Annotated in this window: 12 protein-coding genes; 6 read left to right on the top strand and 6 right to left on the bottom strand. The window is 53.0% G+C overall.

From position 1 onward, the window contains the following. Nucleotides 1-21 precede the first annotated feature (21 nt). Nucleotides 22-1386 (bottom strand): glycosyltransferase family 39 protein, encoded by a 1365-nt coding sequence (locus Pan161_RS26875; protein WP_145231826.1) that lies wholly within the window; start codon nt 1384-1386, stop codon nt 22-24. Between the two features lie 465 nt (nt 1387-1851). Between Pan161_RS26875 and Pan161_RS26870 the strand changes: the two genes are divergently transcribed. Further along, nucleotides 1852-4128, top strand: a complete 2277-nt coding sequence (locus Pan161_RS26870) for an efflux RND transporter permease subunit (protein WP_145231825.1) — start codon at nt 1852-1854, stop codon at nt 4126-4128. Here the strand turns inward: Pan161_RS26870 and Pan161_RS26865 are convergent. The 4 genes from Pan161_RS26865 to Pan161_RS26850 form a co-directional block, all read right to left on the bottom strand. After that, nucleotides 4117-5238: a citrate/2-methylcitrate synthase gene (locus Pan161_RS26865; RefSeq protein WP_145231824.1), complete on the bottom strand. Its 1122-nt coding sequence runs from the start codon at nt 5236-5238 to the stop codon at nt 4117-4119. The two genes, Pan161_RS26870 and Pan161_RS26865, sit on opposite strands and share 12 nt — an antisense overlap. Before the next feature lie 181 nt (nt 5239-5419). After that, nucleotides 5420-6376, bottom strand: coding sequence for a hydroxymethylbilane synthase (gene hemC, locus Pan161_RS26860; protein WP_145231823.1), 957 nt, complete (start codon nt 6374-6376; stop codon nt 5420-5422). A gap of 81 nt (nt 6377-6457) precedes the next feature. Next, on the bottom strand, nt 6458-7645 hold the full coding sequence (locus tag Pan161_RS26855) for a DUF502 domain-containing protein (protein ID WP_145231822.1): 1188 nt from the start codon (nt 7643-7645) through the stop codon (nt 6458-6460). 72 nt (nt 7646-7717) lie between these two features. Continuing rightward, nucleotides 7718-8476, bottom strand: a complete 759-nt coding sequence (locus Pan161_RS26850) for a ComF family protein (protein ID WP_145231821.1) — start codon at nt 8474-8476, stop codon at nt 7718-7720. 252 nt (nt 8477-8728) lie between these two features. Here Pan161_RS26850 and hpnE point away from each other — a divergent pair, with 252 nt between their 5' ends. The 4 genes from hpnE (at nt 8729) to Pan161_RS26835 (ending at nt 11871) form a co-directional block, all read left to right on the top strand. After that, nucleotides 8729-10186, top strand: a complete 1458-nt coding sequence (gene hpnE / locus Pan161_RS26845) for a hydroxysqualene dehydroxylase HpnE (protein WP_197995554.1) — start codon at nt 8729-8731, stop codon at nt 10184-10186. A gap of 10 nt (nt 10187-10196) precedes the next feature. Then, nucleotides 10197-11255: a potassium channel family protein gene (locus tag Pan161_RS26840; protein ID WP_145231819.1), complete on the top strand. Its 1059-nt coding sequence runs from the start codon at nt 10197-10199 to the stop codon at nt 11253-11255. A gap of 180 nt (nt 11256-11435) precedes the next feature. Then, the gene (locus Pan161_RS30770; protein ID WP_197995553.1) at nt 11436-11573 is read left to right on the top strand and encodes a hypothetical protein; all 138 of its coding nucleotides are present in this window, start codon (nt 11436-11438) and stop codon (nt 11571-11573) included. A gap of 67 nt (nt 11574-11640) precedes the next feature. Then, on the top strand, nt 11641-11871 hold the full coding sequence (locus tag Pan161_RS26835) for a hypothetical protein (protein WP_145231818.1): 231 nt from the start codon (nt 11641-11643) through the stop codon (nt 11869-11871). 303 nt (nt 11872-12174) lie between these two features. On the opposite strand, the gene hrpA is transcribed toward Pan161_RS26835, so the two are convergent. After that, nucleotides 12175-16191: an ATP-dependent RNA helicase HrpA gene (hrpA, locus tag Pan161_RS26830; protein ID WP_145231817.1), complete on the bottom strand. Its 4017-nt coding sequence runs from the start codon at nt 16189-16191 to the stop codon at nt 12175-12177. A 225-nt stretch (nt 16192-16416) separates the two neighbouring features. Here hrpA and Pan161_RS26825 point away from each other — a divergent pair, with 225 nt between their 5' ends. After that, complete coding sequence (locus tag Pan161_RS26825; protein WP_145231816.1) at nt 16417-16830, top strand: very short patch repair endonuclease; 414 nt, start codon at nt 16417-16419, stop codon at nt 16828-16830. Nucleotides 16831-16853: the final 23 nt, after the last annotated feature.

Raw genomic sequence — 16853 nt, 5'->3', positions numbered from 1 at the left:
AAAGTGTTGTAAACTATTGATTTATAACGTGTTGCGGATGTCGTGTTCCCTTGTCTCAGTTGGTTTCCGGAATTTCAGAAAATCAGCAGATTTTGACCAGCCATAAACACTCAGCAAGGCAATCGCCGGCACCAGTGGTGCCCGCATTCTCATGTTGGTCCAATAGAAAATATGGACCACCGTGAAGCTGACGATGAGCCAGAATAAAGACCCCCAGGCTGGCTCTCTCTTCCAGATTAACAGCAGGCAGCCTCCCAAAGTGCCAGTCAGGATCAGGAGATAGTAACCAGCGATCCCCCAGCCGATCAGAGGTTTCGACTCAACCAGGTGGCTATTTAATGGGCTGAAATTCCAGAAGCGTCTCAATCTGAGTAGACAAGACTGGACAAACAGAGAGGGCTCAGCTGCGATATTGGCTTTCGCTCGTTGATACATCCAGCGATCACGTTCCTGCTCACTCTTGATGGGGGGGACTGTATTCTCGAGATCACGTTCCAGGCTTTTCTGCCAGGCGTCCAGACTCTCGCCAGACCAGACTGTGCCCCAGGGTTGTAGTACCACTTCCTGATAGAACACAGGATTATTTCCCAGCAACAACGTATATCCGCCATGTGTCGTGGTCAGAATGGGGGCGTGAAAAACCATCAGGTTTCGTATCAGCCAGGGGGAAACAGCAATCAGAATTCCCGCGGAAAGATAAGTCAAATGACGGTTCGCAAAACCGGCAGGCTGCGTTTTGAGGACGCGTTTCAAGACCGGTCCACACAGACGAGCCAGAAACCAGAGTCCGAAAAAAGCGAGATAAGTCGGTCGGCACAGAATTGCCAGTCCCCAGACCAGGCCCGTCACGAAAGTTTTTGAAGCCTTATTTTGGGGCTCTGGCTGACCCGGTTCCTCTGTCAGTTGGCATACCAGCATATAGAGCAACAGGCTGGTGAGGAATGCAGACAGCACTTCGGTCATCGCATACGACGTATATTGCAGCAATACAGGATCGGTTGCCACGATTGCTGCAGCGACCAGCGCCCCGACACGCATTCGTAATCGCAGACCCGTTTTCCATGTGAACCAGACGGTGAGTGCCCCCAGTAGCACCTGCATCAGCCCTACGCCCAGAGCCCCCGCTTTCACATAATAGAGGGCTGCCAGCAGGCAGGGATATAAGGGAGGACGAAACGCAGTCGGCTCGACATCTGGTCCCTCCGCTACCCGACTCGACGTGAAACCATGTCCCGCAGCCAGGTTCCGGGCAATCGCGATGTAGGCATCCCGGTCTTCCTGCAGTTGATCGCTCTGCAGCACCACCATCGTCAGACGCAGACCGCTGGCCAGAAACAGAACCAGCAGCAGGGTGGTCGTTAAGAATCCGGGTTTTGTCACAGACATCAATCCAAAGAGGCGTAGACAGCGGTTTCTGAGTCAGGCCGCTAGATTTTTGCGTTTTGCAAAGCTGGCACTTTGATTCCCAAGGCTAAGCTGACACGGCAGTTAACCGGGAGGAGACTGCAATCAAGTATGCAGGTCTCGTACGTCAGAAACAAGGGGACACTCCAGACATGAGATGGGGTTTTATGAGATTTCTGCCGGCTATAGGGACTGTGCAAGAGTGCGGCGCGGAATGATCCAGATATCTGGAAATATCGATGCTGATGGTTCTGAAGTATGCAGGGTGAAAAAAATCAACACGTTGTAAAAAACGTACACTTTGTTATGAAATCATGGCTTCTGTGGGCTATAGTTCGACTAGAGTAGATGGGTTGCGTGAACATCGGAAGTATTCCTGTATCATAGCAACGGGCCGCGTAGTTATGTATTGAATGCCAGACAGGCAGCAGGATATGGTCTTTCCTTATGAGTAGTCACCCGCAGCGCTGGCTGGAATCGTTGGTAGATTATCTCTACAAGCTGCGCTGGATTTTGCTGCTGATTTTCATGGTCCTGACCGGACTGGCCATCTACCCTGCTTCTCAGCTCTCTTTTGAACAGTCGATCGAATCACTCTATTCGAAAGATGATCCACACCTGCTCGATTATCTTGAAAGTAAGAGATTGTTCGGCGGTGATGAATTTGTCTTCGTCGCGTATACCACCCCCGAACTGCTCGAGCCAGAAGGGCTCCTCGAAGTCCGCAGGTTCTCGCAGGATCTCAGTAAAGTTCCTGGCGTGAATGCGGAAGTTACCCAGAATCTCGCTGATGCACTCTCGCCTCCTAAACTCAACTTCTTTCTCCGCGCCCTGATTAGAAGAAAACAGGATGAGATGACCGAGCTCTTCCGCGGGGTCTTGATTGGCGATGATAATCAGACCACAGCTATCGTGCTCAGGCTGCTACCCGAAGAGGATTCTCCGGTTTCCCGTGGAGAAACATTCCGTCGCATTCGTCAACTGGCTGAGGGACACTCGCCTCAAGCCTATGTCGTCGGCGAACCCGTGCAGGTACACGATATGTTCCGCTATGTTGAAGAAGACGGCAACATCCTGTTCAAAGTTTCGCTGAATCTGCTGGCGCTGGTTCTGTTTCTATTGTTTCGACGCCTGCGGTGGGTCATGCTGCCGTTACTGGTAGTGATCTGCTCGATTCTCTGGACCGAAGCCATTCTCGTGCTGGGACACTTTCAGCTCAGTATGGTCAGCTCTATGCTCAATTCACTGGTGACGATTATCGGCATCGCAACAGTGGCGCACGTCGCAGTCCACTTCCAGGAACTGCAGCGCAATAATATCTCGCGACCACGGGCCATTCGCCAGACGATGGTCGAACTTCTGCCCGCGATTTTCTGGACCTGTGCTACTACAGCCGCTGGATTCGCATCGCTGCTCTCCAGTGAGATTGCACCTGTTCGCAGCTTCGGAATTATGATGGCCATTGGTACTATGATGGTGCTGATCGCAGCAACGGTTTTACTGCCAGGCGGAATTTCCCTGGGTTATCTCAGTGCACCCCTCAAACATTCTTCCGAACAGGGGCTGGAACGCATCCTTAAAAAAGTCTGTCTGGGAACAGAGCAGTACCCTCGATTGATTCTCTCGGGAACTGTTCTGCTCGTCCTGTTTGCCGCAGCTGGCTTCTCTCGCCTGACAGTGGAAACCGATTTCAGTAAGAACTTTCGCGACTCCAGTGATATTGTCAAGGCCCTCAATTTTGTGGAAACGCGACTGGGCGGTGCCTCGACCTGGGAAGTCAACTTCCCGGCTCCTCCTCAGTTGAATGATGACTACCTGGATCGGGTCCGCGCACTGGCCAGCGATCTGCAACAGGTCAATCCGCCAGGCAAGCAGCAGTTGACCAAAGTCATTTCGATTACCGATACGCTGGATTTTATCCCGAAAATTCCATTCGCCTCTGATCCGCTTCAGTCCAAACTCGATTCCATCAAAACTCTCCAGCCCGATTTTGAAAGCAGTCTGTATAACTCCGAAAAAGGGAGAATGCGAATTGTGCTGCGGGCTCTCGAACGTCAGTCTGCAGAAGAAAAGCTCTCGCTCATCGATAAAGTCGATGCGCTGGCAAAAAAACATTTCCCCGGTTCGAAAGTCACAGAAAAAACAGATAGTTCTGATGTGGAAACCGCCGAATCCGGCAAGGCAGCGGGCATTTTTATCCTGCTGGCCTATCTGATCGACAGCTTGCTGAACGATCAGCTCTTCAGCTTTCTACTCGCGGGGGCCAGCATTCTGGCAATGATGACGGTTGCCTTTCGCAGCCTTAAAATCGGCATTATCTCCATGATTCCCAATCTATTTCCCATCATACTGGTCGTCGGTGCAATGGGCTGGTTCAATTTACCCCTCAATATTGGCACCGCCATGATTGCCAGTGTTTCGATGGGTTTAACGACCGATTCCAGCATTCACTTTATCACCGGCTTTCTACGGGAACGTTCACGGGGTGCATCGGTCGTTGATGCGATTCGGCGGACTCACCGTGGGGTGGGCCGGGCCATCATCTTTGCCACCTGTGCGCTGGTGGCTGGCTTCAGCGTGCTTACGCTTTCACACTTTATTCCGTTGATCTATTTCGGTGCACTGGTCAGCGTTGCCATGGTCGGCGGCATGCTGGGGTCGCTGGTTCTGCTGCCAATCCTCTTGCGACTGTTCTATAAAGACAAGGTTAAATCAGCTGCGTAAGGGAAGTGGCTTGTATTTACGCTGGTCCATGCCCACATATCGAGACAGCGGCTGATACAGGTGATTATTCTCACTCTGCTCAATAATATGAGCGACCCAGCCAATAAGCCGCGAAACAGAAAAAATCGGAGTAAACAATTCCGGTTCGAAACCCAGATAATGCAGCAGACGACTGGCATACCATTCCACCCGGGGATGTACCTTTTGGATTTTTCCCATGATCTCTTCGATGGTATCAGCAGCGTTTTCCATCTCGTTCTGTCCCAACGCGTCTGCCAGCTGAACACAATATGATTTCAGAACCGCAGAACGGGGGTCGCGGGGCTTGTGATGCGAGTTTTCAAATCCGAGAACACGCCGTCCCTTGGTGATTTCCTGACAAACCCATTCCTCGGCATTACCCGATTGCATCGCTTCCTGCAGTACATCCAGCACGCCCGTTCCGCAACTGCAGTGTAGCTGACCATTAATGGAACCGATGGCCGAACAGACCGCAGAGTACAGCGGGCTGCCCGTCGACGCCACAACCCGTGCGGCAAAAGTCGAGGGGGACAATCCGTAGTCCGCATTGATAATCAGAGCCGCATTAAACGCCTCTTCTTCCAGCTGCGTAGGTTCATCCCCTTTCAGCATATACCAGAAGCTGCCTGCGTAAGAGTGATGAAAGTTTGGTTCTATCAGACGGGAGCCGCGCACCTGGTGATAACGATACGCAATCAGCTGAGGCAGCATCGCCAGCAGGTATTGAGCGTTAGAAACTTCCGACTGGAATACGCCATACTCCATCTGCGGATCAAAGTGCGCCAGCAGGCTCACGCCACTGCGAATCACTTCCATCATGTCGATGTGGGGGGGGATTGCCTGAACCGCCACCATGACAGGTTGAGGCAGCGAGCCGGTTTCAATCAGCAGTGTCTGAAAATCAGCCAGTTGCTCATGGCTGGGTAGTTCGCCGTGCAACAGCAGGTAGGCAACTTCGATGAAGGCCGCTCCTCGTGCCAGTTCATCAATCGGATAACCCCGATAAGTAAGTCCTTCTTGAGTCTGAGAGATCTCAGTCTCAGTAGCAACGATCCCGGATAAGCCGGGGCGATAAGGGTGACGTTCCATGTCTCGATCCTTCCGCACTTCCTGATTACGTTATTGAGAGGCAGTCCATTTATGCTCAGAGTATAACGCATCTGCCCCGCAGAATCGACATATGATACACAGCGATTTATTTAAGAATAGGGAAATAATTTACAGGTCTTTTTCAGGCTTGACATCCACCAGTGAACTGCTGGCAGGAGATTCAGGAATCTTCTGTTCCCGAAATCAACCGACCTGCACCGTCTGCCAGCAGCGCTTGAGCGACCTTCACGCCGATTTCCTCAGCTTCGGAAAATGAGCCGGTGACCGAAGCACAAATCCGTTCCTGTCCATCGGCACTCAACACGACCGCTTCCAGAGTCAACTGGTCGTCTGACACCTGAGACAGACTTCCAATGGGTGCATGGCAGCCAGCACGCAGAAATGCCAGCAGGCTCCGTTCCGCAGTTGTTGCCGCCTGCGTGGACGGATCAGACAAGCCGGTCAGCAACACTGCCGTTTCACTGTCATCCGTCCGACATTCGATTCCCAGTGCGCCCTGTCCTACCGCCGGATAGACTTCCGGAGGCTGCAGCAGCAGGGAAGCCCGCTGTTCGAGCAACTCCAGTCGTACCATACCGGCTTCTGCCAGGCAGAGCGCATCGTATTCCCCTGAGTCCAGTTTTTTGAGACGGGTTTCCACATTGCCGCGCACTTCCAGCATCTGCAGATCGTTGCGCTGATGCAGCAGTTGTGCGCGTCTTCGCAGACTGCCAGTGCCAATCCTCGCTGCAGCAGGCAATGCGGCAATGCTCGTTACTGCATCTGACCCCTGTGGGAAAATCAGTACATCGTAGAGAGGTCCCCGTTCCGGGATGCCCGCCAGCTGTAATCCGGGCGCCTGTTCTGTAGGCAGATCTTTTAGACTGTGGACGGCTAAATCGGCGCGACCATCCAGCACTGCTTTCTGTACTTCGCGGGTAAAGACACCCAGTCCCCCGAATTCTGAGAGAGGCGACGTCAGATCGCGGTCCCCTTCCGATGTGATGTGCACGATTTCAATCGGACGTTCACTGGTCTGCTTTTTCAGCAGATCTGAAACGTAGTAGGCTTGCCATAGCGCCAGGTTGCTGGCACGGGTTGCAATCCGTAAAGGACGTTCTTCAGACCTCTGGTCCATCACTCCACTTTCCACTTCTACTCAAAATTACGTTCGATTAGCGGCTCAGTCGCCATGCCGGTTATGCACCAGAGGCTCAGATTACTTGGAATCCTCGGGTGGCTGGTTCGGAGTTTCAGACTCGGAACCATTAGGATCTTCCGGCTTTTCCTTTGTTGTTGTGTGTTCGCTCTCAATTGTCGACGTCTGTGTGGTTGGGATCGGAGGAGCAATCTGGACTTTGAATCCCGCCAGCTTACGATCTCCCAGCAGACGCTTTCCCAGCTCTTCCCGCAGCAGGTCATCAGTGACCCGCTGCTGTGGCGGCACTAGAACACCACAGGACAGGCAGAACTGGAAGGCCTGATCCACGGTAATATTTAAATCGACGATTTCACTTTTAGGCACACTCATCGTATAGCCGGTCACAGGCATCGGGGAGGTCGGGATCAGGATCGCCACCAGAGGCTCTCCGGCCGTGACCGTCATCTCCAGCATACTGTCGCCGGTGACAAAACCCAGCGACCAGATACCCCGCCTGGGATATTCTACTGCCACTACGCGACTGTAATCCACGGTTCGTTCACTGAAGAAAAAGTCGGTGACCTGTTTGACCGAAGAATACACATTGCTCACGACAGGCAGTTTTGCCAGCACACCCTGCTCAAATTTCACGACCATCCAGGCACCAATGCGCGCGGTCACGAAACGTCCCAGGAAGTACAGCGCGACAATGGTCAATGCGACTGCCACGGCACTTAAGTGAAACAGACTTTTAAACCAGCGAGTCGTTGCCAGTTCCATATACAGGCCCATCGCGGTCGTCGGCATATCCGATTCACGGATGCGCTTGGCGACTTCACGATAATCGACATACTTGACCGCACGATCGCCAAAGGGGACCCAGGCGTAAGCGCTGAGCTTATTTCGGTTGACAGGTTGAGATCCGGCTTCCAACTCGAGCGCTCTGATCTTGTCCACATCTTTTCTGCTGATCAGATAATCTTTGCGGCAGTATTCCAGCGGGGGCAGGTTTTCCATTTCCACAAAATTATCACGGGGCTGAGAATCGTCTGTGAAGTACGCAATACAGTATCGCACCGTGGTCGTTGTCGGCGTGATAATGTAGTCGTTCACAATCCCGGCGACCCAGATCACAATCACCAGCGTCAGAATTGGAGGCAGACTGATGGCCAGCCCGCGCAGAAAAAATCGATGGTTTCTGCCAATCTTTCTTTTCTCCGGCTTCTGAGCAGGATTATTATCAGGAGGAGTGGTACTCGCATCCATCGAGGTACTTACCTTGTCTGTTGTATCCACGCTGACAGCAACCGTCTCGTGTGGAGATTTGATTTTCTATAGTCATATACGCGGCGCTCTGGCTATGACTGCAACGTTGATTTTGCTGGCACCTGCCTGCAGAAGGGCACGAGTCGCAGCATTCGCAGTTGATCCTGTCGTCATGACATCATCAACCAGTAATATTCGTAAGTCACTAACCCGACCGGGCCTACGGACATGAAAGGCGTCTCGTAGATTCGTTCTCCGCTTCTGAGGAGACAAACTGGTCTGTGGGGGAGTCTTCTTTCGTTTGGCGAGTATATTCCCGCTGTATTTCGCTTGCAAGCGGTGTGACAGGGCCTCTGCGATGATACTGGCCGGATTATGGGAGCGACGCAGACGGGATGTCCAGTGCAATGGGACCGGAACAACCAGTTCTACCCCCAGTTGCTCAAAGAAATCCTGATTCCGATAATACAGCAGATTCGCCAGCCCACCCCCCAGATACGCGCCATGGTTCTGCTTCAGATTGAGAATGAATTCCTGTAACGCACCTTCATATTTCCCCAGCGCGACCGCCCGCTCAAACTCGAATTTCTCACTTCGACAATCAATACAGCCTCCGGAAGTCTCCAGATGCGGGCCCACTGGAGCGCCGCACCGCTGACAGACCCGAGAGAGCACAGGCACAATTTCTTCAATCTGTTCTCCACAACTCACGCCGGTACATACGGCTTCAATGCCACACAGAGTACAGCGGGGCGGATACAGAAAGTTGCGTCCCGTCTGCAGCCAGCGTGTTGAAAAACGCTGTAGTCGCTCAATCCCCGGATATTTCATGTTTTCGTAGAGTCACCACTAGGATCAGATTGATTTTTCGATATCCTCACATACTGGATCGCAGCACATTTTATTTTAGCACCTCTCGTAATATTAGACTCGGGCCAATTATGAGACTCGGTCCAGATGCTTCTGGAGAAGCTACAGTAAAACTGTACATAGTCTAGGTCAGCCGCGTCAGAAAATACAGATCCAATGTTCAGGCCAGACTCGTTTTCTTAATATATCAGTAGAGTTCGTCAGGATGATCCGTTGAGAACCAGTCAGTCAGAAGTTGTCATCATCGGAGGCGGTCTGGCCGGACTGGCCTGTGCAGTCACACTCGCAGATCGCGAGATCCCCGTCTCCCTGTATGAGTCGCGTCCCCGATTAGGCGGCCGTGCCAGTTCCTTCGCCGACAAGCAGTCGGAACAGCTTATCGATAACTGCCAGCATGTCAGCATGGGTTGCTGTGTTGAATTCAACCGCTTCTGTGAAACCGTCGGTATTGCCAATTCCTTCCAGCGCGCGTCAGAACTCTATTTCATCGGCCCCGATTCTATCGGCCCCGATTCGAAGGGCCGAAATCTCAAAGTCAATCGCTTTGCCGCCAACCCACTGCTGCCTGCCCCCCTGCATCTGCTGCCTGCGTTCGGCGGTCTCTCCTATCTTTCCTGGCCTGAAAAAATCCAGCTCGCCCGCGGTCTCAAGCAATTGGCGCTTGCAAAAATTGATCCCGACAAGGAACCCACCATCGCTGGCTGGCTCGCCGAACACGGTCAAGCTTCCACTGTCATAAATCGTTTCTGGAATGTGGTCCTCGTCAGCGCTTTGAGCGAAAGCCTTGATCGAATCAGCCTTTCCCATGCCCGGAAGGTCTTCGTCGATGGCTTTCTCAGAGCACGCGACAGCTGGCAGGTATTGATTCCCACCGTTCCCCTCGAACACTTGTATGGCACGGTCATTCAGGACTATCTCAAACAGCGTGGCACAAAAATATCCCTGCAGGCTGGTGTCGAAAACATCCGGATCGACGGGCAGCAGGTCACCGGAATTCAATTACGCGACGGAACCGAAATCGACTGTCCGCGGGTCGTACTCGCCGTTCCTCACCAGCGGGTTGTTGATCTCTTGCCTGCAGAGTTTCCGGGGCGCGAAAAAATGACCCGCATTCAACAGCTCGAATCCGCGCCCATCACCAGCGTCCATCTCTGGTTCGATCGCGAGATCACCAGCCTCCCGCATGCCGTCTTCGTAGACACGCTCTCGCAGTGGATGTTCAACCGCAGTCGCCTGATGCAGGACGCGAAGACAGATGCAGGCTACTACTACCAGATCGTCATCTCCGCCAGCCATGAACTGACAGGGTCTGCACGGCAGGGACGTTCGCAGTCAGAGATCATCAGTGAAGTCGTCGCTGAACTGGCGATGATCTGGCCGGAAGCGAACTCGGCAGAACTGCTGCACAGCCGCATGGTCACCGAGCATCAGGCCGTCTTTTCCGTTCAGCCCGGCGTGGAACAACTCCGCCCGTCTCAGCGTACGGAAGTCGACGGGTTGTATCTGGCAGGAGACTGGACTTCCACTGGCTGGCCTGCCACTATGGAAGGCGCCGTTCGCAGCGGAATTCAGGCAGCCGAGTTTCTGCTCGCCGATCTGAAGAAGCCCGAATCCATTTTATTACCTCCTGCCGAAGCGAGTTTTCTATCTAAAATACTGTTCAGGCTGTAAACTCTCACGCATGGTTTTTCATTTCATCGTACCCCAGAATCAGACGAAACAGCAGAAGCAATCGGTTGCGCAGTTTGTTCGCATCGTCGTGCTGCTGATCGGCTTTACCATTTTCGGGACGGTGGGCATTCGCTGGATTGAAGGTGCCTCGTGGCTCAACAGCCTGTATATGATCGTCATTACAGCAACCACCGTCGGCTATGAAGATCCCGTTTCACTGTCCGACAATGGCAAGCTGTTTATCATCTTCTACCTCATGTTTGGTCTGGGGATTTTTACTTACTCTGTCTCCCAGCTTGGTCAATGGATCGTTCGTCAGCAGATGAGTTCAATCCTGGAGAAACGTCGCATGCAGAAAGCAATCTCGAATCTGGAAGGCCATTACATCGTGTGTGGCATCGGTCGTATGGGCGCCTCCATCTGTGAATACCTTTACGAACGTGAAAAACTATTCGTCGTCATCGACAAAGATGAAGAACGTCTGCGGTTGACCTGCGAAGATAAAGGCTGGTTGTATATTCATGGTGATGCCACCGATGACTTTGTCCTGCAAAACGCAGGCATTGAAAACGCCAAGTCACTGGCAGCCGCTCTGCCCAGCGACGCCGATAACGTCTACGTCGTGCTCACCGCCCGCATGCTCAATCCAGAATTCCAGATCATCGCCCGCGCCAGTGATGACAAAGCCGGCGATAAAATCCGGCACGCCGGCGCTAACCGTGTTGTCAGTCCGTTCCGCAGCGGTGCTGTCAAAATTGCCCGCTTCATGATTCATCCCGCTGTCGAAGATTTCGTCGAAGTTGCCAGCAAACACGTTGGTGGCTTTGAAGTCGCCGACCTCCAGATCACAGACAGCAATCCTTACTGCAGCAAAAAATTACACGAAACCGACTTCAGCACTAAAGGCATCATGATCGTCGGCATCTGTCGACCCGGTCAGCAGCCTCAGATGCCACCTCCGAGTTCGTCCATCCTCAACGCCGGCGACAGCATCTATGTTCTCGGCTCGTCCGTTGCCATCAACTCGCTCATGGATGAATTCAACGAGTTCGAAGAAGCACCTGTATAAACCGCACCGCTGACAAACCGGTCACCTCAACTGCTCAAACTGCACTTGACCCCGCCGTGCCAACGGCGATAAACGCTGTTTTGAGTCGCGCGCGTGCCCAGTTTACAGTGCACTGAAACACGCGACACTTGTTCTTGATCTTCACTACAAATGAGCCTGTTTTTTCCAGATTTGCACTGCATGAAACGTTACCAGTTCGTGATGTATGCCTGCGGGTCGCCACACATCGCAGCCTTTCACCCCGGCCCCGGCACTGCTCATCCCAGCATCGGACCCGTATCAACACAGATCGCCAACCCGTTCTCAAAATCCACTTGATCCCCTCACGCCCCTCCATAAGATTTACCCTCCCACATGAAATCAAGCCTCCTGCAAAAGAACTAAAATGCAGCGCAATACCTATCATAATAAAGCACCAGTTCCCTTTGGCGGCTCGTTCAACACGGCATTTGCCATCAGTTTCGTTCTGCCCCGTCTGATACAACAAACTCAATTCATTTTTGTGTGGTTTCGTGTTTTTCGTGGTAGAAAAACAATCTCTGCCGGGTACCATCTGTCGGCTCGTCCGACAGTGCCTGTGATCAACGCCTTCTTACCTGGTTCATCCACATTATAAAAGAAGTGCCTCCAGTATCTGCAGATGAATATCCCAAACCACTGAAAACAGATCAGGGGATAGCCCCGAACGCAATTCGGGGTTGTCGCAGACAACAGGAAACTGACAGAGCAGACATTCAAATCAGAATTACCTACCACGAAAAACACGAAATGACACGAAAGCACGAAAGAAGGTGTAAGGGTAATCTCGAATGCAATTCTGGCCGCGCATAGTGAGCAGGAGGTCACAGCTTCTGCATACAATTTACGGTCAGGCAGCAATCAGGTCTGGCGCTCGCTATCTTCTCGTGGGAGCAAAAAATCAGTCCCGCACCGCCGCCCACTGCTGATCCAGAATTTTCGGCGAGACTTTCAAAGCCGTGCCCAGCTTCTGGGCAAACAGCGACACGCGTAATTCCTCCAGCATCCAGCGGAATTTGATCAACTGCGGATCCACAATCTCCCGCTCGTGATGCTGCTTTGCCCGCTGTGAATACAATTCGAAGTAGCGTGAAATACTGCGGATGTTCGTAATGTCTTTCTTCAGACCGGTTCCCCCCAGCTTGCTCAATCGCATCTCCATGCCCTGCAGATAACGCGGAAACTGCTGCAGCCACGGGTAAGGCGTACTTACCAGGAACCGGGCGTTGATCATCGCATTCAGCTGCGCCCGCATGTCATGCAAAGGCTCACTCCAGGCAGGCACCTTCGTCTTATCGAGGGTCACCTTCATCTTATGATACTGCTCAAACAGTCCCGGCAGCAGACTCGCCAGGTCCTGCGCTGCAACCGGAATCTGGTTCCGCCACTCCTTCACAAGTTGACGATACTGAGCCTCGTTCCGCGGCAGTTGTTCTTTCCTGCCAAACAGGGTCCGTTCTGCCAGCAGTTCGACCAGTTGTTCCCGCAAATTGATCCCGCCGATCGCGGTCGCGTACAATGAGATCCGGTTCAGATCGGGTAAGTGTTCGATCTGGGCTTTCAGTCGTTTGTGTTCCGACAAGACAAATAACCGCCGCAATCCAAACCGCGTTTCGTAGGCGGCCCGCTCCGGCGTATCCCGCAGGCAGAGGGCTACTGTCGTCTGTTCATCCACTAAACTGGGAAAACCGGTGAGCGAAAGTTGATCGTGCTGAATTTGCACTTCTGCCGGAAAATCACCGAACGTCCAGTCCGTCAAGCCAGACTGGCTCCAGTGATCATCCGAAAGTGCCGTGAAACTGCTGGCGGCTTTCGAACCGTACTCCTGACGCAGTTGAGTCAAATTCCGATTGACGGCGATCGCGTCGCCTCCCTGGTCCAGCACGCGAATATTCATCTGCAGATGCTGTGGCAGGCGCTGGATCTCAAACTGGTCGGCGGTAATTCGTTCGCCTGAAATCTGTGACAGCATCTCAGCCACCGTCTCTTCAAACGAACCCTTGCCGAACTCCAGCTTACTGACAACCTGTTTTGCCGTCTCAGGTGCCGGCACCAGCATCCGGCGAACCGCTTTGGGCAGCGCCTTGATCATCGCGGCCACTTTTTCTTCCAGCAGTCCCGGCACCAGCCAGCCCAGGCGTTGTGGCGACAGTTGATTCAAACTCTCCTGCGGAATCGAAACGGTGACGCCGTCTTCTTCGGCACCCGGCTCCAGATGATATTCCAGTGGGAACTGCATCTTGCCCATGTTGATCGCGTCCGGGAATTCGCCTTCGTCGATCTCTTCCGACTGCGTATCGAAGAAATCTTCCAGTCGCATATTCAACAGCGTCGGCGTTTTGCGGCTGGCGACCTTCCACCACTTCTTCAGACTCACACCATCATACACGTCTTCCGGAATCCGCTGGTCATAGTAGGCGAACTGCTGTTCCTGAGAAGGAATCAAATCGTAACGCCGCGAGCGGGCCTGCTGCTGTTCCAGATCTTCGATGAATTTTTGATTGTGTGCCAGAAAGTCGACGTTGATATTAATGTCCCCTTCGACGAGTCCGTACTGCAGCAGCAGAGTCCGCGAATGTTCCGGATCGATTTTCCCATAATGCACGGGGCGGCGGGGTACGATGGTCAGGCCGAACAGTGTCACTTTTTCTGTCGCCACCGCCGAGCCCGCTTCGCCGTTCCAGCGGGGATCGCTCCAGCTCTTCTTCACCAGGTGCGGTGCCGCCGGCTCAATCCAGTTCGGCGAAATCTTCGCGACGGTCCGCGCGTAGCGTTTACTCGTTTCGATCAGCTCGGCGGAAATGATCCACTTGGGCTTCTTCTCAAAAATCCCCGAGCCCGGCCAGAGAAAATACTTCTGCTGTCCCGCCCCCGTGTATTCGTGTGTATCCGAACGCATGGCGATGTTCGACAACAGGCCCGGCAGCAGCGCCCGGTGAATGGCCGCCGAATCGTCTTTCCGCGGATGCGGTTTGATCCCGCTCTCTTCCACCAGTTGTCTGAGTTGACGAAAGATGTCTGCCCACTCTCGCAGCCGATTGTATGACAGAAAATTCTGCACACACGCGCGTCGCAAGCGGCTGTGTGACTGCTCTTCTTTCAGCTTGTGATAGAAGTCCCACAGTTTGAGAAAGCTGAGGAAATCCGAATCGGGGTCGCGAAACTGCTCGTGGGCTTCGTCGGCGGCCTGCTGTTTTTCAATCGGCCGTTCCCGCGGGTCCTGCAGTTCGAGTGCCGCGGCGATGATCAGAATTTCGTGCAGACAGTTTTCGTCGTGTGCGGCCAGAATCATGCGTGCGATCCGCGGGTCGACCGGCAGGCGACTGATTTTGCGACCAATGTCCGTCAGCCGATTCTGTTCGTCAATCGCTCCCAGTTCATACAGTGTGCTGTAGCCATCGCGGATTGCCGTGGGCTTCGGGGGATCGAGAAACGGGAACTCTTCAATTGCCCCCAGCCGCATATTCAGCGTCTGCAAAATGACCGACGCCAGGTTGGTCCGCAGAATTTCCGGTGATGTGAATTCATCCCGACCGTTGTAATCGGCTTCGCTGTAGAGTCGGATACAGATCCCCGGTGCGACACGACCGCAGCGACCGGCTCGCTGATTGGCGGACGCCTGCGAGACCGCTTCGATCGGCAGTCGCTGGACCTGTGATCGACTGGAATAACGGCTGATGCGTGCCAGCCCCGTATCAATCACGTAGCGGATGCCGGGCACCGTGATCGACGATTCCGCCACGTTGGTCGCAATCACAATCCGCCGATACGAGGAAGGGCGAAAGACCTTGTTCTGTTCTGCCGTCGACAGTCGCCCGTAGAGGGGCACAATCTCAGTCTGTCGTCCGCCGTCATCACCGATGATCGATCGACCCCGCAACAGTTTGGCCGTCTCACGAATATCCCATTCGGTTGCGACAAAAATCAGGATGTCGCCGTCATCAATGGCCGCCAGTTCGTTGACCGCATCCGCCAGTTGCGACTGTTCGTCGCGTGAATTGTTCTGGGATGAATTATGATGGGACTTGCCAGTTTCTTTGCCCGTCTCTTTACCAGCCGGTTCGTCATCAAAGGGACGATAGCGGATCTCGACCGGATACGTGCGCCCCGAGACATTCAGAATCGGCGCGGGTCCCTGGCGGCTGGCAAAATGTTCGCTGAAGCGTTCCGCGTCAATCGTCGCCGAGGTGATGATCACCCGCAGGTCTCTGCGTTTCGGCAGCAGGCGTTTGAGGAAGCCAAGCAGGAAGTCAATGTTCAACGAGCGTTCGTGGGCTTCGTCGATGATGATCGTGTCGTACTGATTGAGGAAACTGTCAGTCTGGGTTTCCGCCAGCATGATGCCGTCGGTCATCAGTTTGATATAGGTGTTCGGGTTCGTCGTATCGGTGAAGCGAATTTTGAAGCCACACGCGGTTCCCTGTTCACGGCCCAGTTCCTCTGAGATACGGGCGGCGACCGAGCGGGCCGCGATGCGGCGGGGCTGTGTATGCCCGATGATGCCGCTGATCCCGCGTCCCATCGACAGTAACAGCTTAGGCAGCTGCGTCGATTTCCCCGATCCGGTCTCCCCGCAGACGATCACCACCTGATTCTCTTCAATCGTTTTCTGGATCGACTCCAGTTCCTCATGGATCGGCAGACTCTGGTCAAAGGTGATTTTGGGGCAGAGTTTGCGCCGTTCTTCGCGGCGGGCCAGCGACTTCTCCAGTTCCTCCCGCAGCCGCTGCAGATTCTTATCGAACGGCTTTTTACTTTTCTGTGCCTGCTTAATCGACCGCAGTCGTTGTGACAGCCGAAACTGGTCCCCGGCCATCGCACGCGCGATCAAAGCCGGCAGTTCCGACAGCGCAGCAGTAGCCGCCTCACTGGCAGCACCAGCGTCAGCAGCAGCCGAATTCACATCACCGCGGGACATCAGACATCAACAGAAAAAACGGGGAAACGCACTATTGTGAGCATAAGGACCCGCATTATGCAGCGAAAGTTCGGCAGCGCATAGGGTTTCCACCGGGTTTTGTGGGAAATGAGGGTAGGAGATTACATAGGAAGTATATGATTGATTAAATACAATTTCTGATAGACAAACAGATAAGTATGAACTGTTTAAAAGTAAATTACAGCGAAATAAGCAGATTTATTCATGGATCACTATTCTAAAATTAAAAGATCAAAACTCATGAGCCGAGTTCGTTCAAAGGATACAAAACCTGAGAAAATCGTTCGAAAATTGTTACACTCTACTGGATATCGATTTCGTCTGCATCGCAAAGATTTACCTGGTAAACCTGATATTGTACTTCCCAAATATCATGCGGCAATCTTTGTTCATGGCTGTTTTTGGCATGGTCATGATTGTCCTAAGGGACGCCGTCCAATTACTAATAGGGAGTTTTGGGACGATAAACTAGAGAAAAATAAAAAAAGGGATGCAAGAAATACTAAGCTCCTTAAATCTGAGGGTTGGAAAGTTATTGTTATTTGGGAGTGTGAAACTCAAAAACCTGATACCCTGCAAAAAAAACTAAAAAAAAGACTAAGTATTGAGAAGGCATGAACTTATTTCTTTGTCATAAATTG

It is taken from the genome of Gimesia algae (genome assembly GCF_007746795.1).
Classification (GTDB): Bacteria; Planctomycetota; Planctomycetia; order Planctomycetales; family Planctomycetaceae; genus Gimesia; species Gimesia algae.
Note: the sequence above shows the minus strand (reverse complement) of the source record. Positions and strands in the feature narration are given on the sequence as shown.

What these genes read in the sequence shown, in the direction of transcription:
- Pan161_RS26850 (WP_145231821.1), bottom strand. Translation starts at nt 8,476, where the DNA reads ATGAAATATCCGGGGATTGAGCGACTACAGCGTTTTTCAACACGCTGG.
- hrpA (WP_145231817.1), bottom strand. Translation starts at nt 16,191, where the DNA reads ATGTCCCGCGGTGATGTGAATTCGGCTGCTGCTGACGCTGGTGCTGCC.
- Pan161_RS26870 (WP_145231825.1), top strand. Translation starts at nt 1,852, where the DNA reads ATGAGTAGTCACCCGCAGCGCTGGCTGGAATCGTTGGTAGATTATCTC.
- Pan161_RS30770 (WP_197995553.1), top strand. Translation starts at nt 11,436, where the DNA reads ATGAAACGTTACCAGTTCGTGATGTATGCCTGCGGGTCGCCACACATC.
- Pan161_RS26840 (WP_145231819.1), top strand. Translation starts at nt 10,197, where the DNA reads ATGGTTTTTCATTTCATCGTACCCCAGAATCAGACGAAACAGCAGAAG.
- Pan161_RS26835 (WP_145231818.1), top strand. Translation starts at nt 11,641, where the DNA reads ATGCAGCGCAATACCTATCATAATAAAGCACCAGTTCCCTTTGGCGGC.
- Pan161_RS26865 (WP_145231824.1), bottom strand. Translation starts at nt 5,238, where the DNA reads ATGGAACGTCACCCTTATCGCCCCGGCTTATCCGGGATCGTTGCTACT.
- Pan161_RS26825 (WP_145231816.1), top strand. Translation starts at nt 16,417, where the DNA reads ATGGATCACTATTCTAAAATTAAAAGATCAAAACTCATGAGCCGAGTT.
- Pan161_RS26875 (WP_145231826.1), bottom strand. Translation starts at nt 1,386, where the DNA reads ATGTCTGTGACAAAACCCGGATTCTTAACGACCACCCTGCTGCTGGTT.
- hemC (WP_145231823.1), bottom strand. Translation starts at nt 6,376, where the DNA reads ATGGACCAGAGGTCTGAAGAACGTCCTTTACGGATTGCAACCCGTGCC.
- Pan161_RS26855 (WP_145231822.1), bottom strand. Translation starts at nt 7,645, where the DNA reads ATGGATGCGAGTACCACTCCTCCTGATAATAATCCTGCTCAGAAGCCG.